Annotated in this window: 16 protein-coding genes; 9 read left to right on the top strand and 7 right to left on the bottom strand. The window is 70.5% G+C overall.

Annotation, left to right across the window (positions count from 1 at the left end; translation table 11 throughout):
- Positions 1–63: 63 nt before the first annotated feature.
- Positions 64–2,577, bottom strand: coding sequence for a hypothetical protein (locus ACWEPL_RS01695; RefSeq protein WP_363975955.1), 2,514 nt, complete (start codon positions 2,575–2,577; stop codon positions 64–66).
- 184 nt (positions 2,578–2,761) lie between these two features.
- On the bottom strand, positions 2,762–4,612 hold the full coding sequence (typA, locus tag ACWEPL_RS01690; protein ID WP_363975952.1) for a translational GTPase TypA: 1,851 nt from the start codon (positions 4,610–4,612) through the stop codon (positions 2,762–2,764).
- 309 nt (positions 4,613–4,921) lie between these two features.
- Here typA and ACWEPL_RS01685 point away from each other — a divergent pair, with 309 nt between their 5' ends.
- The 5 genes from ACWEPL_RS01685 to ACWEPL_RS01665 all read left to right on the top strand — a co-directional run bounded on the left by ACWEPL_RS01685 (position 4,922) and on the right by ACWEPL_RS01665 (position 12,037).
- Positions 4,922–5,665, top strand: a complete 744-nt coding sequence (locus ACWEPL_RS01685) for an AMP-binding protein (RefSeq protein WP_350729770.1) — start codon at positions 4,922–4,924, stop codon at positions 5,663–5,665.
- A gap of 52 nt (positions 5,666–5,717) precedes the next feature.
- Positions 5,718–8,186 (top strand): LuxR C-terminal-related transcriptional regulator, encoded by a 2,469-nt coding sequence (locus tag ACWEPL_RS01680; RefSeq protein ID WP_452434691.1) that lies wholly within the window; start codon positions 5,718–5,720, stop codon positions 8,184–8,186.
- 79 nt (positions 8,187–8,265) lie between these two features.
- Positions 8,266–8,679, top strand: coding sequence for an AMP-binding protein (locus ACWEPL_RS01675; protein ID WP_363975944.1), 414 nt, complete (start codon positions 8,266–8,268; stop codon positions 8,677–8,679).
- A gap of 54 nt (positions 8,680–8,733) precedes the next feature.
- Complete coding sequence (locus ACWEPL_RS01670; protein ID WP_452434689.1) at positions 8,734–11,163, top strand: ATP-binding protein; 2,430 nt, start codon at positions 8,734–8,736, stop codon at positions 11,161–11,163.
- 205 nt (positions 11,164–11,368) lie between these two features.
- Entirely contained in the window at positions 11,369–12,037 is a 669-nt protein-coding gene (locus tag ACWEPL_RS01665; RefSeq protein WP_452434687.1) for an alpha/beta hydrolase, read from the top strand.
- A gap of 201 nt (positions 12,038–12,238) precedes the next feature.
- Here ACWEPL_RS01665 and ACWEPL_RS01660 read toward each other — a convergent pair whose 3' ends face one another.
- Together ACWEPL_RS01660 and ACWEPL_RS01655 are read right to left on the bottom strand one after the other, a co-directional pair.
- The gene (locus ACWEPL_RS01660; protein WP_363975935.1) at positions 12,239–13,672 is read right to left on the bottom strand and encodes an aldehyde dehydrogenase; all 1,434 of its coding nucleotides are present in this window, start codon (positions 13,670–13,672) and stop codon (positions 12,239–12,241) included.
- A gap of 123 nt (positions 13,673–13,795) precedes the next feature.
- Positions 13,796–16,813 (bottom strand): M14 family zinc carboxypeptidase, encoded by a 3,018-nt coding sequence (locus tag ACWEPL_RS01655; protein WP_452434684.1) that lies wholly within the window; start codon positions 16,811–16,813, stop codon positions 13,796–13,798.
- A gap of 202 nt (positions 16,814–17,015) precedes the next feature.
- Here ACWEPL_RS01655 and ACWEPL_RS01650 point away from each other — a divergent pair, with 202 nt between their 5' ends.
- Positions 17,016–17,912, top strand: coding sequence for a coiled-coil domain-containing protein (locus tag ACWEPL_RS01650; protein WP_452434682.1), 897 nt, complete (start codon positions 17,016–17,018; stop codon positions 17,910–17,912).
- Here the strand turns inward: ACWEPL_RS01650 and ACWEPL_RS01645 are convergent.
- On the bottom strand, positions 17,894–19,189 hold the full coding sequence (locus tag ACWEPL_RS01645) for a GH1 family beta-glucosidase (protein ID WP_452434681.1): 1,296 nt from the start codon (positions 19,187–19,189) through the stop codon (positions 17,894–17,896). The genes ACWEPL_RS01650 and ACWEPL_RS01645 overlap by 19 nt on opposite strands.
- A gap of 57 nt (positions 19,190–19,246) precedes the next feature.
- On the opposite strand from ACWEPL_RS01645, the gene ACWEPL_RS01640 reads away from it, so the two are divergent.
- Positions 19,247–19,885, top strand: a complete 639-nt coding sequence (locus ACWEPL_RS01640; RefSeq protein ID WP_363975924.1) for a TetR family transcriptional regulator — start codon at positions 19,247–19,249, stop codon at positions 19,883–19,885.
- Positions 19,886–19,934: 49 nt separating this feature from the next.
- Here the strand turns inward: ACWEPL_RS01640 and ACWEPL_RS01635 are convergent, their stop codons facing one another.
- Positions 19,935–20,858 carry an aldo/keto reductase gene (locus ACWEPL_RS01635; RefSeq protein ID WP_452434679.1) on the bottom strand — a complete coding sequence of 308 codons (924 nt, stop codon included), beginning with the start codon at positions 20,856–20,858 and terminating at the stop codon, positions 19,935–19,937.
- 152 nt (positions 20,859–21,010) lie between these two features.
- On the opposite strand from ACWEPL_RS01635, the gene ACWEPL_RS01630 reads away from it, so the two are divergent.
- Together ACWEPL_RS01630 and ACWEPL_RS01625 are read left to right on the top strand one after the other, a co-directional pair.
- Positions 21,011–21,370 carry a MerR family transcriptional regulator gene (locus ACWEPL_RS01630; RefSeq protein WP_357743410.1) on the top strand — a complete coding sequence of 120 codons (360 nt, stop codon included), beginning with the start codon at positions 21,011–21,013 and terminating at the stop codon, positions 21,368–21,370.
- 36 nt (positions 21,371–21,406) lie between these two features.
- Positions 21,407–22,852 (top strand): penicillin-binding transpeptidase domain-containing protein, encoded by a 1,446-nt coding sequence (locus tag ACWEPL_RS01625; protein ID WP_452434676.1) that lies wholly within the window; start codon positions 21,407–21,409, stop codon positions 22,850–22,852.
- A 3-nt stretch (positions 22,853–22,855) separates the two neighbouring features.
- Here the strand turns inward: ACWEPL_RS01625 and ACWEPL_RS01620 are convergent.
- On the bottom strand, positions 22,856–23,804 hold a 949-nt coding region (locus ACWEPL_RS01620; protein ID WP_452434674.1), incomplete at its 5' end, for an ABC transporter ATP-binding protein.

The following is a 23,804-nucleotide window of genomic DNA, read 5'->3' as shown; positions in this document are numbered from 1 at the left end:
CGCTGTGGCGCACCCCGGCTCACCGGGCGCCGGGCGGCGGGGTGGGGAACCGGAGCCACGTGGTCAGCGGGGGGCGGTGGTGGTGATTTGGTCGCCCTTGAGGATGCGGTCGACGGTTTGGCCGGCCGCGGAGGTGGCGGCGGTGGTGCCGGCCGCTACGACGATGGCCAGGGCGGGGGCCGCCAGGCTGCGGACGCTGCGGAGGTTGCGGACCCGGGCCCACGGTTCCCCGGCCAGGTGCATCAGGCGCCACTCCCAGTACAGCCCCAGCCCGACGCAGACCATGGTCACCTGACCCACCACGATCCCCACCACCTGCACCTTGTCGAAGGCCCCGATGTCCGGCTCCACCAGAGTGGACAGGTAGCCGGACAGCTCCGTCAGCAGGGCCGCGGCGATCAGGTGGAGGGCCTTGGTCATCGGCTGGGTGCCGCGCAGGCGCGGGTAGAAGTAGCCGAACAGGAAGCCGAAGGCCGGCAGCGTGATCAGGTAGCGCGCGTCGAAGATGAAGCTGGTCAGGTCGGCCCCGTCCGGCCACCCGTACACGATCGCGAAAGGCAGGCTCAGCAGCAGGCTCACGGCGAAGGCGTGCACGCCGTTGTGCCAGGGCGTGCAGCCGGCGGCCGTGGCGAAGGCGGTCTCCGGGTGCCGGCCGTGCTGCCGCAGCGCCTCCTCCAGGGCGTCCCGCCGCGCGTCGAAGTCCGTCATCGACATCTCGCCCGAGCCGATGCTGCCGCGTCCGACGCGGTACAGCTCCTGCTCGGCCACCAGCAGCAGCCGCTTGTGCAGGGCGGCCCTGACGAGCCGGCGGTGCTCCTCCTGCGAGGCGGGCTCGGCGAGTACGGGGCGCGGCCCGGAGAGCAGCCAGCGCGCGCTCGCCCAGGCGACGATCGAGGTGATCGCCAGCAGCGGCAGCGGCACGTCGATGTCCGCCAGGGTCGTGCTGCCGCCGGGCGTGATGTACAGCACCATCAGCACGGCGATCATGGTCGACTCGGCGACCGGGTTGTCGATCGCCGCGAGCTCGTCGCCGAGCCGCCGCAGCCGCAGCACCAGCATCAGGAACCCCAGCAGCAGCAGCCCGAGCACCCCGCGGACGAGCGGGGTGAGGACCAGGCTGCCGATCCTGGGTTCGGGTTGCGACACCGCCAGGCTCCACGACCCCGAGTCCAGCCATTCGGTCGGCCAGCCCTGGACCAGCAGGCTCACGATCACCGCGCCGGCCACCGCGCCACGCGTCCACTGCTTGGTGGCCACGGCGATGGCGGCGACCGGGATCATCGCCCAGCTCAGCGCCAGCACCAGCCGGACGCTGTCCGGCGGGTACACCCCGGTCAGCAGAGCCCGCAGCCACAGCGCCAGCGCGAGTAGCCCGATCGCGGCCTCGGCCGACAGCACGGCCAGCCGTACGATCACCGGCCTGACCCCCAGGTCCACGCTGAACGCCACCGCGGACCCCGCCGCGGCCACGGCCGCCACCGCCCCTCCGGCCAGCAGCGTCTGCCCCGGCAGCTGCCCGTGCAGCCACGACCAGGCCAGCATGCCGAGCCCGACCACCACGCCCAGCCCGGTCACGACCAGCAGGTCGCGCGTGTTCCACGGCGGGCTGGTGGGCAGCACCCGTCCCGCGTGCCGCAGCGCGAACGCGGGCACCGCGACGAAGAGGATCACGTACGCGACCGCCGACCAGTCCTCGGCGAACAGCGGGATCAGCAGCGTGGGCGCCGCCAGGACGAGCCCGACGAACAGCTCCCTGTTGGCCAGCCGCGCCCACCACCCGCGCCCGAGCGAGCGCAGCAGGAAGGCGACGAGAGCGATCGCGGTGAGCACGCCGAGCGCGGTGGCCCACGAGAAGTCGTCCTCCACGACCGTGTCGGCGAACCCGAACGAGTCCGGCGCCAGCGTCATGCTCACCGGGTACGCCCCGATGGTGAACTCCAGCCGCTCCTCCTGCTCCCGCTCCGGCGTGATCCCCGCCAGTCGCAGCACCGTCCACTCACCGGGCAGCACGGCGATCGAGCGCGAGGTGACGATCAGCGGGACCGCGCCGGGCGCGGTGAAGTCGAGCTTCAGCAGTTCGTCCGCCTTGACCTGCCGCAGCAGCGTCACGGCGAACCTGGCCGTGGTCCCGGTGGAATCGGAGGTCAGGATCGGCGCCAGGCGCGTCGTTGGCGCCAGCCCGGGCCCGCCCACCTTGATCGCGCCGAACGCTGCGTCGGTGACCTGCTGCAGCGTGCCCGGGAACCCGCTGCCCTGGCGCAGCGCCTCGGTGAGCGGGTCCTTGGGGGCCATCTGGAGCCGGTGTACGACGGTCACCTTGACCTGTCGCTGGCGGGGATCGATCCGCCCCTTGGGCACCGGGTCCAGGTCGCGCTCAGTCGCCCTGGTGAGCGTCACCTCGGTGGTGGCCTTGCGGGCCCAGCCCACGAGAGGGTCGGCGCGGGCGGCGGCCGCCACCCACGGGTTGGGCACCGCCGTGCTCTTGGGCAGCACGGGACCCGCCACCGGTCTGGCTACGACGGTGCACCAAACGATCGCCCCCAACGACACCAGAGCCAGCCCGAACGCAGTTGCCATCCGGAGCGTTCCCACAAATTGGATGATTCTCCGGAATGGCGGAATGTTCTATGTCACGGGGTCACGGTGTGATTACAGCTTTTCACCATGACCCCTTTTCTTGACCGGCGGGCTCATTCATCGCCCGTGGCGAAGCCGGAAGCCTTACCGGCCAGACTTACACCGAAAAAGGCGAAGAAAAAGCTCAGGCGCGCTTGGCGCGGGCCGCGGCGCGACCGCGGATGGCGGCGTCGAGCACGACCTTGCGAATGCGCACGTGCTCCGGAGTGATCTCCACGCACTCGTCCTCGCGGATGAACTCCAGCGCCTGCTCCAGCGAGAGGACGCGCGGCGGGATCACCTTCTCCGTCTCCTCGCTGGTGGAGGAGCGCATGTTGGTGAGCTTCTTCTCCTTGGTGATGTTCACGTCCATGTCGTCGGACCGGGAGTTCTCGCCGATGATCATGCCTTCGTAGACCTCGGTCGTCGGCGAGACGAACAGCGTGCCGCGCTCCTGCAGGTTGAGCATCGCGAACGCGGTCACCGGGCCGGACCTGTCGGCCACCAGGGAGCCGTTGTTGCGGGTGCGCAGCTCGCCGAACCAGGGCTCGTACGAGTCGAACACGTGGTGCACGAGGCCGGTGCCGCGCGTCTCGGTGAGGAACTCGGTGCGGAAGCCGATCAGGCCGCGCGCCGGGACCACGAACTCCATCCGGATCCAGCCGGTGCCGTGGTTGGTCATGTGCTCCATGCGGCCCTTGCGCACGGCCAGGAGCTGGGTGACCGCGCCGAGGTATTCCTCGGGGCAGTCGACCGTCAGGCGCTCGACCGGCTCGTGCACCTTGCCGTCGATGGTCTTGGTGACGACCTGCGGCTTGCCGACGGTCAGCTCGTAGCCCTCGCGGCGCATCTGCTCGACCAGGATGGCCAGCGCCAGCTCTCCGCGGCCCTGCACCTCCCAGGCGTCGGGCCGGTCGGTGGGCAGCACGCGCAGCGACACGTTGCCGACCAGCTCCTTCTCGAGGCGGTCCTTCACCATGCGGGCGGTGACCTTGGACCCCTTGACCTTGCCGACCAGGGGCGAGGTGTTGGTGCCGATGGTCATCGAGATGGCCGGCTCGTCCACCGTGATCAGCGGCAGCGGGCGCGGGTCCTCGGGGTCGGCCAGCGTCTCGCCGATCATGATGTCGGGGATGCCGGCGATGGCGATGATGTCGCCGGGGCCCGCCTCCTCGGCCGGCTTGCGCTCCAGGGCCTCGGTCATGAGCAGCTCGGTGATCTTGACGCGCTGGATCGTGCCGTCGGTGCGGCACCAGGCCACCTGCTGGCCCTTGCGCATGACGCCCTGGTGGATGCGGCACAGCGCGATGCGGCCGAGGTAGGAGGAGGCGTCGAGGTTGGTGACGTGGGCCTGGAGCGGCGCGCTCGGGTCGTACGTCGGCGCGGGGATGGTCGACTTGATGATGTCGAACAGCGGCTCGAGGTCCGTCGAGTCGGGCATGCCGCCGTCTTCGGGGCGCTCCATGGAGGCCCGGCCGGCCTTGGCGGAGGCGTAGACGATCGGGAAGTCGATCTGCTCCTCCGTGGCGTCGAGGTCCATGAACAGCTCGTAGACCTCGTCCACGACGTCCTTGATGCGGGCGTCGGGGCGGTCGACCTTGTTGATGCACAGGATGACGGGCATCTTCGCGGCCAGCGCCTTGCGCAGCACGAAGCGGGTCTGCGGCAGCGGCCCCTCGGAGGCGTCGACCAGCAGCACCACGCCGTCGACCATCGACAGGCCGCGCTCGACCTCGCCGCCGAAGTCGGCGTGGCCGGGAGTGTCGATGATGTTGATGGTCATGCCGCCGTGCTTGACCGCGGTGTTCTTCGCGAGAATGGTGATGCCCTTCTCGCGCTCGAGGTCGTTGGAGTCCATGACGCGGTCGTCGACGTCCTGGTTGGCGCGGAAGGCCCCGGACTGCCAGAGCATGGCATCCACAAGCGTGGTCTTGCCATGGTCGACGTGCGCGATGATCGCGATGTTCCGCAGGTCGTCGCGGCTGTTCAAAGGCATGATGACGTCTCGCTCTGTGTCGTGGGGGCGGCCGCGCGAAGTCGCGGCCTTATAAGTCTAGTTGATCCCCTCTGATGACAGGCGCGACTGAGGAGAGGGGCGGCTGCGGATAGGGGGTCCCCTGAGAGCAGGCGCGACGCGAGGGGGACGGGTGCGGATACGGGAGTCCCCCAGGTGGCAGGCGTGACGTGAGGGATCCCCGATGTCAAGCGCGATCCTCGATGTCAAGCTGACGTTAAGCCCTACGTACATAGCCGGTTGCACAATTGTGCGCATGGCAAGCCGGGCCGCCGTCCTTAGATTATCGGCATGACCTGGACAGAGCTGGTTATGGCCGCCGCGCCGACCCAGGGGGACCAACCGGCGGTCAGCGAAGTCAGGACCGGCGAGGTGCTGTCGTACTCCGCTTTCACCAGGCGCGTCACCCGCGCCGCGGCGGGTCTGCAGCGCCAGGGCCTGCGTTTCGGCGACGAGGTGATCGTCGACGTCCCGCTCGGCACGTCGTTGCCCCTGGCGGTCCACTCCGTGGCCTGGGCGGGCGGGGTGGCGGTGCTCGCGGCTTCAGGGACGGCGCGCTTCATGATCACCCATCGCCGCTACGACCCCGCCGCGGTGAAGGTCGACCGGGTCTTCTCCTTCCAGACCGTGCCGGGCGCGAAGCCGTTCACCGCGCTCATCGGCGACCGCGCCCTCGAGTACGGCCCGCTGGCGGGGCCGGCGCTCACCGTCGACGGCGGGCGGGTGTTCGATCACCACACGCTGGCGAGCGACCTGCGCAGGCTGGCCGGCCGGCTGGTGATCGGCAAGGAGGACGTGGTGATCAGCGCGGTGAGCGAGCCGTTCCGGGGCCTGCGGGTGATCGATCTGGCGATGACGGTGGGGGCGCACGTCGTCATCGCCCACGAGCCGAGCCTGGTGGGCTGCCGCGTGCTGGCCCAGGAGCGCCGGGCCACCATGGTCGTCGCGCCGTACGACCTGGCCAGACGGCTGCTCGGCGACCCCGTCCTGCGTGTCGTCGACGAAAGGGCGATCGTGAGCTCGCTTGGGCTGTGAAAAGTGCCACACTGTGGGAGAGTGTGATCCTTCAGCGACGCAGGGTGACCACATGCCAGAGCCCCCCAGGCACAATCTTCCGGCGGAGCCCAACCGGTTCGTTGGTCGCGAGCGCGATCTCGACGAATTGCGCGGGCTGTTCCGCGAGACGCGCGTGGTCACGTTGTGCGGGGTGGGCGGCATCGGCAAGACCCGCCTGGCCCTGCGGGTCGCGGCCGGGCTGGTGTCGGCGTACCCCGACGGCGTCTGGCTGGTCGAGCTGGCCAGGCTGCGCCACCCCGAGCTGGTCGACCAGGAGATCGGCCGGGTGCTCGGCGTGCGGGAGGAGGCGGGCCGCCGGGTGTTCGGCACCGTCCTCGACCGGCTGCGCGGCCTGCACTGCCTGCTGCTGCTCGACAACTGCGAGCATCTCATCGACAGGTGCGCCGAGGTCGCCGCGGAGCTGATCGCGGCCTGCCCGCGCCTGAGCGTCCTGGCCACGAGCAGGGAGCCGCTGCGCATCGCAGGCGAGCTGATCTGGCGGGTCCCACCGCTCGACCTCCCCGACGAGAGCACTTCCAGGGAGGGCGGCCCCGAGCACGAGCATGAGCATGAGCCCGTGCAGGGCGGTCCCGAGGCGGAGTCCGTGCAGCTCTTCCTGGACCGGGCGACGGCCGCCGGCACCAGGCTGGGTCCGGGCAGCCTGCCCGACGTGGTGCGGCTGTGCCGGGCGCTCGACGGGCTGCCGCTGGCGCTGGAGCTGGCCGCGGCCCGCACGAGCCTGCTCAGCCCCGGCCAGATCGCCGACCGCATCGACGACCGGTTCTCGCTGCTCACCACCGGCGGCCGCACCGCCCCCGCCAGGCAGCGCACGCTGGTCGCGGCCGTTGAGTGGAGCTACGACCTGCTGTCGGCGAAGGAGCAGGTGCTGCTGCGCAGGCTGTCGGTGTTCGCCGGGGACTTCGACCTCGACCTGGCCGAGCAGGTCTGCGCCGAGCGGCCCATCTCGGAGTCGGAGATCGTCGATCTGCTCGGAGGGCTGGTCGACAAGTCCCTCGTGCTGTGCGACGAGAGCCGCAGGCGCTACTGGCTGCTGGAGACCATCAAGCGCTACGCGGTGGGGTGCCTCCAGAAGGCCGGCGAGCGCGAGGTCCTGCGCGAGCGCCACCTGCACGTGGTCTGCGAGCTGCAGGAGCGCCACTTCGCCACCGAGATGGTCGAGCCGGGCGTGCCGTGGGCGCGCCGCCTCGAGGCGCTGACCATGAGCAAGCGCCTCGTCGACGACCAGCGGATGGCGCTCGACTGGTCTGTGGAGTCCGGCAACGTGCCGCTGGGCCTGCGCCTCTGCGCAGCCAGCAGCGGGCTGCTGCCGCTCTGCGGAAACCTGACGGAGATCGTCACCTGGATCGAGCGGCTGCTGTCGCTCGACCTGACCGAGGTGCCCGTCGAGCAGATCGCGCAGGCCAGGGGATACCTCGCCTACGGCCTGGAGGCCAGGGACGAGCTGAGCCGCTCCCTGGCGCTGGCCGAGGAGAGCCTGGCCGAGATCACCACCGACAACACGTTCGCGCGCTGCGTCATCCACAGCCTCATCGTCGTGGTGCTGCTGCGCATGGGCAGGCCCGAGGACGCGGTGCACCACGCGGATGAGGGCCTGGCGCTGGCCCTGCGGTCGGGAGACGCGTGGAACCAGGCGGCGGGGCTGGCCGGGCTGTCGGCCGTGGCGCTGACCCGCGGGCGGCTGCGCGAGGCGCAGCGGCACGGCGAGGAGGCGCTCGCGCGGGCCCGCGAGCACGGCCACCGGTGGATCATGGCCAGGACCGCCACCCAGCTCGGCTCGGTGGCAGAGTTCCGCGGCGACCTGGTGACCGCCAAGGCCCATTACGAGATGGTCGTCCCGTGGCTGCGCGAGCTGGGCAGCGACCTCGACCTGTCGCGCGCCCTGGCCAGGGTCGGCAGGGTGACGGCGATGCTGCACGAGTTCGCCGCCGCGCGGGAGTGGCTGGCCGCCAGCCTCGCCCTGGGCCGGGAGACCGGGCAACGCCACGGGGTGGCCCTGTGCCTGGTCGGGCTGTCGATGCTGGCGGAGTGCGAGGGCGACCTGGAGGGCGCCGTGCTGGCCGCGGGCGCGGCGGTCAGGCTGCGCGAGTCGATCGGGCAGAAGTCGCCCACGCTCAGGATCGAGGAGCTGCTCGGCCGGGCCCGCACCAAGCTGGGCGACGGCCGCACCACCTCGATCTGGTCGCGGGGCCGGGCCATGAGCCCCGACGACGCCGCCCGCCACGTGCTGGAGGGCGAGCGCATCGCGCAGAAGGCGCCGGTGGCGACCAAGCCGGTCAGACACTCGCTGCTGACGGCCCGCGAGCAGGAGGTCGCGGGCCTGCTCACGCGAGGGCTGTCCAACCGCGCCATCGCGACGGAGCTGGTGATCAGCCCCGCCACGGTCGCCCGGCACATCGCCAACATCATGGAGAAGCTGGGCTACACGTCGCGGGCCCAGATCGCGGTCTGGGCCGCCGAGCACCCGACCGTCGCGCAGTGAACGTGGCGCGCGGTTCTGCATAGGGATCTGCATATTCCGCCCCATGTATGCATGAGGGGCCCTCCCTACCGTGGGCCACATGGATGAGCACATCGTCATGGTGGACTCGGGCACCGGCCTGAGGCTCACCGAGGAGCAGCTGGACGAGAGGTCTGCAGTCGCGGCCGTCCAGCTGCGGCGCCGAGGTGTGCGCGCGGGTGACGCCGTGCTCATCTGCCTGCCCGTGGGAGCCGACCTGCTGGTGGCGGCCGACGCGGTGATCGCCGCGGGCGGCGTCGCCTGGCCGTTGCCGTGCGACCTCGACGCGGGCGCCTTCAGGGACCGGATCCACGCGAGCGGCGCCCGCGTGATGATCTCCGAGATGCCGAGGGCGCTCGCGGCCGCGGACGAATCACGCGTACGGATCGTGATGAGCGTCGCCGACCTCGGGGTCCTGCATTCATATCCAACCAGTCGCGAACTCTGCACGGAAAGTGACCCCATCAGCCCCTGAACCAGGGGAGACTTGGCATCGGATGTGATCCCCCCGCGACCACCTGGGCCCCACATGATCGCGCAAGTTCCGCACAATCTCCCCGCCGAGCCCAACCGCTTCGTCGGTCGCGTCCGCGACGTGGCCGAGCTGGCGGTGCTCGTCCACGAAGAACGCGTGGTCACGCTCAGCGGCGTGGGCGGCATCGGCAAGACCCGGCTCGGCCTGCGCGTGGCGGCGCAGGAGCTGAGACGCTTCCCCGACGGCGTGTGGCTGGTCGAGCTGGCCCGCATCGGCAACCCCGAGCTGATCGTCAACGAGATGGCCGAGGTGCTCGGCGTACGCGACGAGGTGCCCGGGCGGCTGCTGGACGGCCTGCGCACGCGCCTGCGCACGGCCAGGGCGCTGATCGTGCTGGACAACTGCGAGCACCTGGTCGAGCGCTGCGCCGAGCTGGTGGCCGGTCTGACCGCCGAGTGCCCCGAGCTGCGGTTCCTGCTCACCAGCCGGGAGCCGCTGCGCATCCCGGGCGAGCTGGTCTGGCGGGTGCCGCCGCTGGAGCTGCCCGACGAGCGGCATCCCGAGGCCGAGTCCGTGCTGCTGTTCGTCGAGCGGGCGCTCGCGGCGGGCGCGAGCGGGGTGGCGGGCGTCATGGACGACGTCGTACGCCTGTGCCACGCGCTCGACGGCCTGCCGCTCGCGCTGGAGCTGGCGGCGGCCCGTACGAGCCGGTTGAGCCCCGGGCACATCGCCGACCGCCTGGCCGGTCGCGGCGGCGAGCGACTCGGCCTGCTCGCGGCCGGCGATCGCACGGCTCCGGCCAGGCAGCGCACGCTCCTGGCCATCGTCGAGTGGAGCCACGAGCTGCTCCCGCCCAAGGAGCGGGTGCTGCTGCGCCGGCTCTCGGTGTTCGCCGGGCCGTTCGACCTCGGCCTGGCCGAGCGGGTCTGCGCCGACGGCGGCATCCTGCGCAGGGCCGAGCTGCCCGGCCTGCTCACCGCCTTGGCCGGGAAGTCGCTGGTGCGCCACCACGCCCCCGGCCGCTACCGCCTGCTGGAGACCATCAAGCAGTACGCCGCCGAGCGCCTGGCCGAGGCCGGCGAGGCCGCGCACCTGCGTGACAGGCACCTGAAGGCGGTCTGCGAGGAGATGGAGCACTGCCACGAGGCCGGCTCGCTCGACCGCAGGATGCCGTGGCAGGATCGGTTCGCCCACTTCACCAGGGGCCGAGCCCTCCTCGACGACTCCAGGAACGCGGTCGACTGGGCGGTGGAGTCGCGGGACCCCGTGCTCGGGCTGCGCCTGGCCCGCGCCGCGATGGCCGTCATGGCCGTCCGGGGCGACCTGGGCGAGAGCGTCGGCTGGCACGAGCGGCTGCTCGCGCTCGACCTGTCCGGGGCCCCTGCCGACCTGGTCGCGGTGGCCAGGTGCGGGCTGGCGTACGGGCTGGAGCTCGCCGACGAGCTGGGCCGGGCGGAAGAGCTGGTCGTGCGGGGGCTCGAGGAGCAGAAGCGGCACCCGTACACCCACTGGCTGGGCATCACGTACGGTGTGGCGCTGACCGTGCTCTTCCGCACCGGGCAGAGCGAGCGGGCGCGGCGTTACGCCGCGGAGCTGGAGGCGGCGGCCGGCGCCCACGACGACCTGTTCAACCTGGTCACGGCCAGGATCGCCCAGCTCAACCTGGCGCTCTTCCACGGCCGGCCGGACGAGGCCCGGAGCTACGGCGAGGAGGCGCTCGCGCTGGCCGCGGAGGCCGGGCACCACTGGTCGCTGGCCAGGGCGCTGACCCACCTGGGCGCGGTGGCCGAGGCCGCGGGCGACCTGGAGACCGCCAGGTCACACCACGCCGCCGCGCTGCCGCTGCTGGAGGACCTGGACAACCGGATCGAGCTGGCCCGCTGCCAGGCCCAGATCGGCCGGGTGGCGGCCGGGCTGCACGACCACGCCGCGGCCAGGGGGCACATAGCCGACAGCCTGGCGCTGAGCAGGCAGACGGGCCAGCGCAGGGGGATCGTCCGCGCGCTCATGGCCGTCTCCGCCCTGGCGCAGGCGCGGGAAGACCTGGAGGGGGCGGTGCTCGCGGCCGCGGCCGCCACCGCGCTGCGCGAGTCCATCGGGCAGGTCGGCGCGTCCGGCCGGATCGAGGATCTGCTGGCGCTGGCCCGCGCGCGGCTCGGGGCGGACCCGGTGGAGCTGCTGTGGGCCAGGGGGACGGGGATGCCGCCGGAGGTGGTGGCCGGGCTGGTGCTCGACGGCGATCCCGGGTCGGCCGTGCCGCCGCCGCGCGTGCTCGACCGAGACGGGCTGAGCGAGCGGGAGCGGGAGATCGCCGCCATGCTGGCCCGCGGCCTGAGCAACCGTGGCGTCGCCGAGGCGCTGGTGGTCAGTCCGGCCACCGTGGCCAGGCACGTCGCCATCATCATGGAGAAACTGGGCTTCGACTCGCGGGCGCGGATCGCGGTCTGGGCGGCCGAACACGGGGTGGACGCGGAGCGAACATAAGCTCGTCTCCATGCCCTACGCGCCTCATTTCCCCGTCATGCTCAGGACCGACGACGGGGTACGCCTCAACGCCGCCCACACCCCCTTCGCACGGCGAGGGAGCGCCGTCGCCTGGACTGAGGAGCGTCGGGAGCGTAGCGACCAGAGCGACGAGGGAAGGCGGCGGCTCCCCAGCGACCGAGCCCGCCTCCACGGAGTGGAGGCCATGAACACAGGCATTGTGATGGCGCACGGGTTCACCGGGTCGTGGCGGGATCGCACCGCGCGGCGCATCGTGCACGTGCTGAGCGGGTACGGCGGTGTGGTCGCCTTCGACTTCCGCGGCCACGGGCGCTCCGGCGGTGAGACCACGGTGGGCGACCTGGAGATCCTCGACCTGGACGCCGCCGTCCGGCACGCCCGCGTGGCCGGCTACTCCAAGATCGCGGTCGTCGGCTTCTCCATGGGGGCGGCGGTGGCCGTACGGCACGCGGGCCTGCGCGGCGGCGTGGACGCCGTGGTGGCGGTGAGCGCCCCGGCCCGCTGGTACTACCGCGGCACCAAGCCGATGCGGCAGGTCCACTGGGCCATCGAGCGGCCGTTCGGGCGCCTGGCGGCGAGGGTGGTCAAGCGGACGAGGATCGCCCGCGGCGACTGGAACCCGATCCCGATGCCGCCGCACGAGGCCGCCGCGCTCATCTCGCCGACCCCGCTGCTGATCGTGCACGGCGACCAGGACGCGTTCTTCCCGCTCGATCACGCGCACCAGCTCTACGCCGGCGCACGCGAGCCCAAGGAGCTCTGGATCGAGCCCGGGTACGGCCACGCGGAGACCGCCGCGCCCCCCGAACTCATCCGCAGAATCGGCAAGTGGATCTCCTCGAACCTTTTGTGAGTTAAACGCGTCTATCTAGGACGGAAAGAAAGAAACCGCCGGGAGAAAGTCTCTGGGGAAGGAAACCGTCGCCACGGTGACCGTGGGACATACTTCCGGTAGCGGGATCTGTACCTAGCGTTGCGGGGGCGCGCTGGGTGCACGGTCCCGTGGTACGACGAAGGGCCTCGCGGCATGCCGCGAGGCCCTTCTCGCGGAGGGCTAGCCGAGCCGCGCGATCGTCTTGTACTCCAGGTAGCCGCTCAGGCCCTCGGGGCCCAGCTCGCGGCCGATGCCGCTGGCCTTGTAGCCGCCGAAGGGCGCGTTGGTCTCCAGCATGAAGCAGTTGACGCCGTACGTGCCGGTGCGGACCTGGCGGGCCACGTCCATGCCGTGCTCGGCGTCGGCCGTCCACACCGAGCCGGCCAGGCCGTAGTCGCTGTCGTTGGCGATGCGTACGGCGTCCGCCTCGTCCTCGTACGGGATCACGGTCAGGACCGGGCCGAAGATCTCCTCGCGGGCGATGCGCATCTCGTTGGTGACGCCGGAGAAGACGGTGGGGGAGACGTACCAGCCGCGGTCGTAGGGCCGGTCGAGACCGCCGACGACGACCTTGGCGCCCTCGTCCATGCCGATCCTGATGTAGCCCTCCACCCGGTCCTGCTGCCGCTTGGCCACCAGCGGGCCGATGCCGGTCGCCGGGTCGGCGGGGTCGCCGACGGGCTGGGAGTTGACCATGTTCGCGACGGCGTCGACGACCTCGTCGTAGCGGTTGCGCGAGGCCAGGATGCGGGTCTGCGCCACGCAGGCCTGGCCGTTGTTCATGAGCGAGGCGATGGACAGGAAGCCCATGCTGGCGGCCAGGTCGGCGTCGTCCAGGACGATCGCGGCGGACTTGCCGCCCAGCTCCAGGCTGACCCGCTTGAGCTGCTCGCCGCAGATGGCGGCGATGCGCCGGCCGGCCGCCGTCGAGCCGGTGAAGGCCACCTTGTCCACGCCGGGGTGGGAGATCAGGTGCTCGCCGACCTCGCGGCCCGCGGCGACGATGTTGAGCACGCCGGCCGGGATGCCCGCCTCGATCGCCCACTCGGCCAGCAGGTACGCGTCCAGCGGCGTCTCGGGCGCCGGCTTGAGCACGATGGTGCAGCCGGCCAGCAGCGCGGGCGCGACCTTGGTCATCGTGACGAACTGGGGGACGTTCCACGGCACCACGGCCGCCACCACGCCCACCGGCTCCCTGCGCACGGTGATCGGGCCGAACAGCCCCGGCCGCTGCTCCTCCTGCTCGAACGTCTTGCCCAGCTCGGCGTAGTACTGGAGCATGCCCAGCGGCTGGGGCGCCTGCGCGAGGTTCGAGAACGTGATCGGCGAACCCATCTCCTCCGTGATGAGCTGGGCCATCTCACCCTGCCGCTCGTTGTAGATCGCGGCCAGCCTGCCGATGACCTCGGCCCGCTCGGCGAACGTCATCCGCGGCCACGGCCCGTGGTCGAACGCCTCCCTGGCGGCCGCGACCGCGCGGTCCATGTCCGCGGCCGTGCCGTCGGGCACCTGGCCGACCACCTCCTCGGTGTGCGGGGAGACGATGTCTATCGTCGCGGTGCCCGCGGGGGCCACCCATTCGCCCCCGATGAACAGCGTGTCGTGCCGGCGCATGTCGTGACCCTCCTGCTTGACCGAATGCTTGCTTGTTTCCGGACTTCCTCAAGGTGACCGAACCATGTTCTGTCCGGACACGCAAGAGGGGTGCGGCACGCTCTGCCGCACCCCTCTCCGGCTCTAACCGAGCAGGTGCTTCATGGATCTCTTGACGAGGTCGGCGCGCTTGGCCGGGTCGGTCACGCTCTCAGCGCCGAAGCCCAGGTAGACGGTGTCCTTGGTGACGATTCCGGCACCCTCCTCGAAGACCTGGTCCGTCCTGAACCAGTTGTTGATCGACGGCGAGGTGCCCTCGGGAGGCGCCCCGACGGCCCAGCCGCCCAGGTCCGACTCGAACGAGGTCTGCTCGGTCGTCACGCCGTCCAGGGTGACCGCGAAGTCGTCCAGGAAGACGCCCGCACCCTGGGTGCTCCAGTCGCTGATGTAGGAGACCGACAGCTCGACCTTCTTGCCCGCGTACGGGGTCAGGTCGATCTTCCACTGCTGCCAGCCGGCCGAGTTGCCGGTGGCGGCGTGCCAGGCGCCGGAGGTGCCGGTGGGCTCGCAGTTGGGGCCCTGGTAGCGCTGGGTGAACGGGTGGATCGCCCGCCAGCCTTCACCGCCGCTGGGCGGGTCGCAGCTGCTGCCGGTCTCCTGGGTGGTGTGCCCGTTGGCGTCCGGGAGCATGGTCCAGTCGTCGCCGCCCGCCGTGTGCGCCTCTACCGCGAGGTAGTCCCAGGTGCTCTCGGTGTCGTACGACGTCCAGAACGTCAGCTCGCCGCTGCTCTTGCCGGTCAGGTCGATCGTCTTGGTCAGCCGCTTCCACGAGACGTCGGCGATGCCGCTGTAGACGTCCCATGCCCCGGAGTGCGGGTCGAACGGGCCGCCCGGGCGTGCCCACTTGACCTGCGCCGAGCTCGCGAACAGCGGGAACTGCTGCGCGGGCAGGATGGCCGAGGTGGCCACGAACGAGTTGGTGTGGCTCGGCTCGATCGTCGCGCCGAAGCCGTCGAACGTGCCGCCGTTGCCCGCCAGCCCGAACGGCTGGCCCGTGTTGTGGTCGGTGCCGGCGTCGTCGAAGAAGACGTACGCGCCCAGCCAGTACTGCTGGAAGTCGTTGAACACCGCGATGCACGGCGGGTCGTCCGGGACCGTGCACTCCGGCTGCGCCGGCTGGTCGGGCTGGTAGTAGTAGGCGCCGTTGTTGTTGGCCGCGAACGACGGGTACTTGCCGGCGTGCAGCAGCTTGCCACCCTCGTTCAGGTAGTCGCGGACCGCCAGTTCGGTGTCCACGCCGCCCTTGGAGGTCGTGCCGCCCACCTGGCCGGGCGACCTCGGGATGATGTCGTCGCCGGTCTCCCACACCACGGCCTTGTAGTGGCTGAGCACGCCCAGCGGGTGCGGGGCCTTGCGGCCCATCTTGTCCATGTCGTACACGTCCGAGGTGTAGCCGGCCGCCGTGAGCGCCGCGGCGTACTCGTCGGCGTACTTGGCCTCGGTCACGCCCTGCGCCGGGCTGAGGCCCGTGACGTCCTCCGTGGCCAGGATCAGCACCTTTCCGCCGATGTCGGTCGCCACGGTGTAGGTGAAGTCGGCGCTCTTCCTGCCGATCGAGGCGAACCAGACCTTCACCTTGTCGCCCGGCCTGGTGCCGGTGATCTTGCCGCGCAGCCGGTGGTAGTAGCGGTCGTAGCCGCTGCCGTACCGCTCGCCGCCCTTCCACTCACCCGTCAGGACGGTCTTGGTACGGCCGCCGTTGACCTGGTAGTTCAGGAAGACCGGGCCGAGCTTGCGCTTGGCGTTGACCTGGACGACCTGGTCCTTGCCGTAGCTGACCTCGAACGGGTCGATCTCGAAGTCCGGGGTCGTGTTGCCCAGGTGGTTCACCGGCTCGACGGGGTTGACCGCGGACCTGGCCACGTCGAGCGCGAACGGCAGGCCCTTCTCGAACTCGCCCTGCACCAGCGCCTCGTCGTCGGGGAAGACGAACCCGCAGCCGTCGCAGCCCTCGTCCAGCTCCGGCGTCCACGACAGCGTGCCGTACTGGCGGTGGGCATGGTCGTTGGTGTCGCCGTTCGTGGTGTAGAGCTCGGCCCCGAGGTCAGGGTCGAAGCCGGGGACGGCCGGTTTGGCGTCGTTGCCGGTGATGGCCTCGTAGATCGGGTTGTCGGGCGTCTCCGTGGCGATCTGGAAGCCGCTCGGGTAGAGCAGCAGCGGGCCGTAGGAGTGGTAGTTGAGCTGCATCTCGAACCCGATGCGCCTGAGCAGGCCGTCCATGGCCCTGGTCTCCGGCTCGCTGGCCGGGCCGGTGCCGCGGTAGGTGTCGCTGCTCGGGATGCTCGACGAGCCTTCCTCGTCGTAGTGGAAGTTCGTCGGGAAGTTCCGGTTCGGGTCGACGCCGTCGCCGACCGTGATCTTGCCGTCGCCGTTGACGTCGCGCAGATTCTTGCGCCACAGGCGGTTGCCCTCGGTGAACGTGAAGTCGTACGCGTCGGGGTTGGCCACCGGCACGAACCACAGCTCGCTCTTGTTGAGCAGGTCCTTCAGCGCGGCCTTGTTCGCGACCAGGTACTTCAGCAGCCGCATGTCCACCTCAGTGGCGATCCACTCGCGGGCGTGCTGGGTGGCGGAGTAGAGGGTCGAGGGCTTGATGCCGTCGGGCAGCAGCCGGGCGCCCGTGGTGACCTTGACGGCCAGGATGTCCTGGCCCTTCAGCGACTTGCCGATGGACTGGAGCTTGACGATGTCCTTGTTGGCGTTCGCGATGGCCTTGAGCTGGTCGGCGATGCCGCCCGCCTCGGAATAGGACTTCCACACGGTGTAGCCGGAGGCCGCCTGCGCCTTGGCGGCCTCGAGCTGGGTCTGGCCCTGCGGATTGCGTACGGGCTCGGGTTTGTGGCCGAGCTTGCGCAGCGCGTCCAGGTCGGTCTGTGCGGCGGTGAGTTCGATGTGTTCCTGGTCGCCCTTGTTCTGCTGCTGGACGACGTCGAAGCCCTTTTCCCTGAGTGCCTGCGCGGTGCCCGGGGCGCTGTCGAGCTGGTAGAGCTCGATGCGGTCGCGGGGCGGTAGCGGGTCCACGGATGCCTGCGCGGTCGTGGCCACGATGGACGTGCCTAAGCCGAGGATGACGGCGGTGGCGAGGGTCAATGTTCGAGACACGATCTGCCCCTTCGCAGAGACGAGTTCGATCGCCATCTCAGACCGTTGGAGCGATCTATACAAGACCCAATCTTTAGGTTCGCCTTAAGTCGGACAAATCACCATAAATGTCACCAATGGTGCGGCAGTTCGGCCGTTCGGGTGACAGGAATCAAGATCATCTTCTATAGTTTCGGACCGTCTATGAGGGGAGGGGGCGGGTGTGAGAATCGGGCGGATCGCCGTTCTTGTCGCCGTCCTCGCCGGGCTGCTCAGCCTTCCCGCGCCATCCCCAGCCGCGGCCGAGCCCAGCCCTGGTGACCTGCGCAAACTCACCAAACAGGCCGAGCTGCTCGAAAAGCGCTACCGAGGCCAGATCCAGAGCCTGGAGGAGATCAAGCTCCAGGTGAAACGGGCGACCACCACTTCCGGCACCCTTCAGGCCCAGCTGAAGGACGCGCAGGCGGCCGTGGCCGACATCGCGCAGACCGCGTACATGGTGGGGCCCCTCGACACCTTCCGGCTCCTCACCCCCAACGCCGACCCGACCGTGATCCTGGGGCAGGCGGCCAACATGAACTACATGGCCGACGAGCGCACCAGGCGCGTCCAGGGCGTCCAGAAGCTGATCGACAAGTCCAAAGAGGCGAAGATCGCCGCCAACGACAGGATCGAGAAGCTGCGCAAGGAGATCAAGAACCTCCAGAGCAAGCAGCGAGACATCGACAAGCTGCTCGCCAAGTACGGCTTCCAGCAGCCCGGCGGCGCCGAGGGCCTGACCCAGCGCATGATCGACGTGCGGGCCGACATCATGCGGAACTTCCCCATGAAGTACGGCGTGGGCTGCCTGCGCCCCGGCGACCCCGGCGAGCACGGCAAGGGCCGGGCCTGCGACTTCATGATGTCGCGTGGCGGCACCATGGCCGGCGGGTCCGACGAGGCCCGCGGCGACGCCCTGGCCGACTACCTGATCAAGAACGGCGCCCGGATCGGCGTCATGTACATCATCTGGAAGCAGCGCTACTACGACATCCGGTCAGGCGGCGGCTGGGACCCGATGTCGGACCGCGGCGGGGTCACGGCCAACCACTACGACCACGTTCACGTGTCGGTGTTCTGAGCCCGGAGCTGCTCCCGCAGCCAGCGGTAGGAGGCCTTCGGGGTGCGGCGCTGGGTCTCGAAGTCCACGTGTACGAGGCCGAAGCGCTGGTGGTAGCCCTCGGCCCACTCGAAGTTGTCCAGCAGGGACCAGATGAAGTAGCCCCGTACGTCCACGCCCTCGGCCATGGCCCGGCGCATCGCCGCGATGTGGCCCTCCAGGAACTCGATGCGGGAGTGGTCCTCGAGCGTGTCGTCGGTCGAGCAGCCGTTCTCCGTGATGTGGATGGGCGGGAGCGCGCTGGCGTACCTGGACTTGAGGCCGGTCAGGAGCTCGCGCAGGCCGTCGGGGACGACCGGCCAGCCGAACGCGGTGGTGGGGTAGCCGGTGATGCCCGCGTCCGCGAACGGGAGGCCGTCGTCGGTGGGGGCGGCGATGCGGGTGGGGTTGTAGTAGTTGATGCCCAGGCCGTCCAGCGGGGCGGCGATGATGTCGAGGTCGCCGTCCCGGATGAAGTCGACGGTCGGGGTGTACGCCGACAGGTCCGGATATTTGCCGAGAAGTATGGGGTCGTTGAAGAGGCGGTTGTGGAGGATGTCGTAGGCCTCCGCCGCCTTCAGGTCGGCTTCTTCCTGGGACGCGGGCCAGACCGGGGTGCAGTTGTTGGTGATGGCCACCTGGCGGGCACCGGCCGCCCGCAGGGCCTGCACGGCCAGGCCGTGGGCCAGGAGCTGGTGGTGGGCGGCGGGGAGCGCGTCCGTGAGGAGGGCCTGGCCCGGGGCGTGGATGCCCATGGCGTACCCGAAGGCCATGTGGACGAACGGCTCGTTCAGGGTGATCCAGAGGGGGACGCGGTCGGCCAGGCGGGCTGCGACGGTGGCGGCGTACTCGGCGAAAATTTCCGAAATATCGCGGTTAATCCACCCGCCGCGATCTTGCAGCGCCTGCGGCAGATCCCAGTGGAACAGCGTCGGCACCGGCTGGATGCCCTTCTCCAGCAGCGCGTCCACCAGCCGCTCGTAGAAGTCGAGCCCTGCCACGTTGACCTCGCCGTCCCCCTGCGGCTGGACGCGCGGCCAGGCTATGGAGAAGCGGTAGGCGTTCACCCCGAGCCCGGACATGAGCTCGACGTCCTCGCGCCACCGGTGATAGTGGTCGCACGCGACCTCCCCGGTATGCCCGTCCCTGGTGCGGCCCGGCTCGTGGGCGAAGGTGTCCCAGACGGAGACGCCCCTGCCGTCCTCCTTGACCGCGCCCTCGATCTGGTACGCCGCAGTGGCCGTCCCCCACAGGAACATCCCGGGCTCCTTTCGTCTATGGGAACTTTAATGTCAGTAATAGGTCAGGATGGGGTCATGACGAGTACCTTGCGCCGTCGTCCCGCCCAGCGCCGGAGCGTGGAGCGGGTGGAGCGGATGCTCGACGAGTGCGCGCTCCTGCTCGATGAGGTCGGCTACGACGCGATGACCACCAAAGAGGTCGCCCGCCGCGCCGAAGTTCCGATCGGCACCTTCTACCAGTTCTTCCACGACAAGCAGGGGTTGGTGCGGGCGCTGGCGCGGCGCAACCTCGAGGCGTTCCTCGCCCGTGTCACCGACCGCATCCCCAAGGCCGACCTCGGGCACTGGACGGACCTGGTGGACCTGGCCATCGACGAGTTCGTCGCCATGAAGCGCACCACGCCGGGGTTCGCGGTGCTGGACTTCGGCGAGGTCCTCCTCGGCCCCGGCGGCCCGGCGGTCGGCGGGAGCAAGACGGCGCTGGACGGGACGCAGGAGAACAACGTGGTGGTGGCCGACCGGCTGCGCACCCTCACCCTCGAACTCCTGGACGCACCCGTGGGGCCGGGGCTGGATCGCGCGCTGCTGGTGGCGGTGGAGGCGACGGACGCGGTGCTCAAGCTGGCGTTCCGCGTGGATCCGTGCGGGGATGCGGTGCTGGTCGCCGAATGCAAACACCTCGTCCGCCGCTACCTGTCCGACCACCTCGCCTGATCCGCCGTCCGGCCGCACGCCGCGAGGCTCGCCCTTCCGGCGCCGGGGGTCAGACGGTGGTGTCGAGGCGGGTGCGGAGGTCCGTGTCGAGCTTGAGGTCGGCGGCGGCGATGGCCTCCTCCAGCTGGGCCCGCGTCGAGACGCCCACGATCGGGACCACGCCGTCGGCCAGCAGCCACGCCAGCACCACCTGGTTGACCGTGGCACCCAGCTCGTCCGCGACCTCCCGCAGCACCGCGAGCCGCCGCGTGGTCCCCGAGTGGTCGTAGATCTCGGGAATGGGCCGGTCGGCGCGGGTGTAGCTGCCGAACATCAGCGTGTTGTACGCCCACAACGTCACCTCAGGCTCGGCGGCCAGGTAGTCGAGGGTTTCGTCCGTGGCGAGCCGGTGCCCGGACTCCGCCAGCTTGGCGAGCGGGCGCGGTCGCAGGTAGGTGTGGCGGAGCTGGAGGTAGGTGTAGGGGATCCAGCCGTGGGCGGCCGAGATGTTCCTGGCCCGTTCGAGGCGCCAGGTCGCGATGTTGCTCGCGCCCGCACTGCGGATCTTGCCTGCCTGGGCGAGCTCGTCCATCGCCCCCAGAGTCTCCTCCAGCGGGACGGACCGGTCTTCGATGTGCGACCAGTACAGGTCGATGTGGTCCACGCCGAGGCGCCGCAGGCTGCCCTCGGCGGCCCTGGCGACGGTGGGGGCGGACAGGCCCTCGGCGGAGGCCAGGGTGGTGTCGCCGGGGACCGTGGGGCGGGCGCCGCCCTTCGTGCTGATGAAGATCTCGTCGCGGTTGCCGCGGGCGGCCAGCCACGCGCCGATGGCCAGCTCGCTCTCATCGCCCGACCGGCCCTCCACCCAGAACGGGTAGTTGTTGGCCGTGTCGAGCATCGTGCCGCCGGCCTCGTGGAACCGGTCCAGGATGGCGAACGTGTCCTCCAGGTCGACGGTCGTGCCGAACGAAATCGTGCCGAGTGCGATGTTCATGGGCCCGACTTTGGGAGCTGGAGCGCACTCCATGTCAAGCCGATTGACCTGGAGCGCGCTCCAGGTGGGATCCTGGTTAACGTGAGCGAGCAGAGCGAGCGAACCATCGAACACAGCAGCGGCACGCTCATGCGACCGACGAAGGAGGGCGCATGAGCGTCTACACGCCGGCGGAAGTTGTCGAGGAGACCGGCTTCAGCATCGACACCCTGCGCTACTACGAGAAGATCGGCCTGCTGGAGCGCGTCGGGCGCAACGCGGCCGGGCAGCGCAGGTTCAGCCAGGAGGACGTCGGCTGGCTCGGCACGCTTCGCTGCCTGCGTGACACGGGCATGCCCATCGCCAAGATGCTCCGCTTCGCCGAGCTCGTACGCGCCGGAGACCACACGATCCCCGACCGGATCAGGCTGCTGGAAGAGCACGACCGGCAGGTCAGGGAGCAGATCGACAAGCTGGCCGAGCGGCAGAGGTACATCCACAACAAGATTGGCTACTACCGAAGCCAGCTCTAGCCCTGTCTTTGCGGTCCGGCTGTTAAACCAAGATCCATGGCCGGATCGAGGGCGGAGCGGATCGACGAGCCGCTGCGCCGTGTCGCCAGGTTGTGCGCGGCGATGCTGTTCGTGGTGCTGGCGCATGTGACGGTCGTCCAGGCGTTCGGTTCGCGGGAGCTCAACGCCGACCACAGGAACGTACGGCCGCTGATCGCCAGGTTCGACCATCCGCGCGGCGACATCCTCACCTACGAGGGCACCCCGATCGCCGTGAGCCGCCCGACCGGCGGCGGCCCGTACCTCTACCGGCGGGTCTACCAGGACGGGGAGCTGTACGCGGCCGTCACCGGTCACATGTCGCTCTACCGCTCCACCGGGATCGAGCAGGCGCGGGACGAGGTGCTGTCCGGGGAGGACCCGAAGGTCAAGGTGCGCTCGCTGGTCAGGGAGGGCGTCGTGCAGGGGGCCGACGTCCGGCTGACGATCAGTGAACGGGTGCAGCGGGCCGCGTACCAGGAGCTCAAGGGGATGGGACTCCCGGGAGCGGTGGTGGCCGTCAACCCGGCGACGGGGGCGATCCTGGCGCTGGCCACCTATCCGACCTACGACCCGAACACCCTCACCACCTTCGACGCCGGCCGGCTCCTGGAGACCGCGCGCCTGCTCCGGCAGGATCCGTCGCGGCCCCTGCTGAACCGGGCGCTGAACCGGCTCTATCCGCCCGGATCCACCTTCAAGCTGGTGACGGCGGCCGCGGCGCTGGCGTCCGGGGAGTACACCCCGACCTCGCTGGTGAACGCGCCCGCACGGCTGCGGCTGCCTGGAACGCCGACGATCCTGCAGAACGCGGGCGGCGGCGGGTGCGGGAAGCAGCGGCCGACGCTCACGGACGCGTTCCACGTGTCCTGCAACACCGCTTTCGCCGGCATCGGGCTGCAGCTCGGGCAGGACCTGCTCAGGGACCAGGCGGAGGCGTTCGGCTTCAACGCGCCGAACCTGACGATCCCGCTCGTCGCCACGGCCAGCCGCTATCCGCTGTCCATGGACCGGGCGCAGACCGCCCTGTCGGCCATCGGGCACCACGACAGCCGGGTGACGCCGCTGATGGTCGCCATGCTGTCGGCCGCCGTGGCCAACAACGGGACCTTGATGCGGCCGTACCTGGTGGAGGAGACACGGCTGGCGGACGGCTCGGTCATCGACCGCGCCGACCCCTCGGTCTACCGCAAGGCGTTGTCGCCGGCGCTGGCCAAGAGCCTGGCGACGATGATGACGATGGCGCCGCGCACCGGGAAGTCGGCGGTGGCCGGCCCCAGGAAGGGCGCCGAGGCCGTCCTGTCGGAGATCATCCCGGGGACGGACGACCACGCGCTCGTCACCGCCTTCGCGCCCGCGGACGCGCCCGAGGTGGCGGTGGGGGTCGTGCTGGAGCGCCCCGGGGCGCGGGCCGACGCGGTGACCTCGATCGCCCGCACGGTCATCGCGGCCGCCCTGCAGTGAGGGTCAGCGGTAGGCGGTGGCCTGGAGGGTGTAGAGGTCGGCGTAGAGGCCGTTGAGGGACATCAGGGTGTGGTGGTCGCCCTGTTCGGTGATCTTGCCGTGGTCGAGGACGTAGATGCGGTCGGCGTAGCGGACGCTGGCCAGGCGGTGGGTGATGAGCAGGACGGTGCGGCCGTCGGAGTGGTGGCGGATGCGTTCGAAGAGGGCGTGTTCGGCGCGGGCGTCGAGGGCGGCGGTGGGTTCGTCGCAGATGAGCAGGTCGGCGTCGCGGTGGAAGCCGCGGGCGACGGCGATGCGCTGCCATTGGCCGCCGGACAGTTCGTGGCCGTCTTTGAAGCGGCGGTCGAGCAGGGTGCGGTATCCGTGGGGGAGGTCGGCGATGACCTGGTCGGCGCCGGCGACCGCGGCGGCGGCGTGCAGGGCCTGCTCGCCTTTGCCGGTGCCCATGGTGATGTTGTAGCGGGCGGTGAGGGGCCAGCGGGTGTGGTCCTGGGCGATGACGGCGGTGCGCAGGCGCAGGTGTTCGGGGTCGACCTGGCGCAGGTCGGTGTCGTCCCAGCGGACGGTGCCGGTGTCGGGTTCGTAGAGGCCGGACAGGATTTTGGCGAGGGTGGTCTTGCCGGAGCCGTTCTCGCCGACGAAGGCGATGACCTCGCCGCGTTTGATCTCGATCGAGACCTCGCGCAGGGCGGGCGCCTCGGCGCCGGGGTAGGTGAAGGTGATGTCCGTGGCCGTGATGCGTTCGAAGTTCTCGGGCACCGACGCCTCGCGCGCGGCGGGGACGCGGCGCTCGGCGTCCTCGCAGAACTCCAGGAAGTCGGTGAAGTACAGGCCCTCTTCGTACAGGCGGTTGGTGGCGTACATCAGGTTGGCCAGCGAGGACTGGGCGGACCTGATCGCCAGGACCGCGGTGCCCGCCACCGCCAGCGGGATCGCGGCCAGGGCCAGGAGC

The sequence above is a fragment of the Nonomuraea sp. NPDC004186 genome (genome assembly GCF_053603495.1).
Note: the sequence above shows the minus strand (reverse complement) of the source record. Positions and strands in the feature narration are given on the sequence as shown.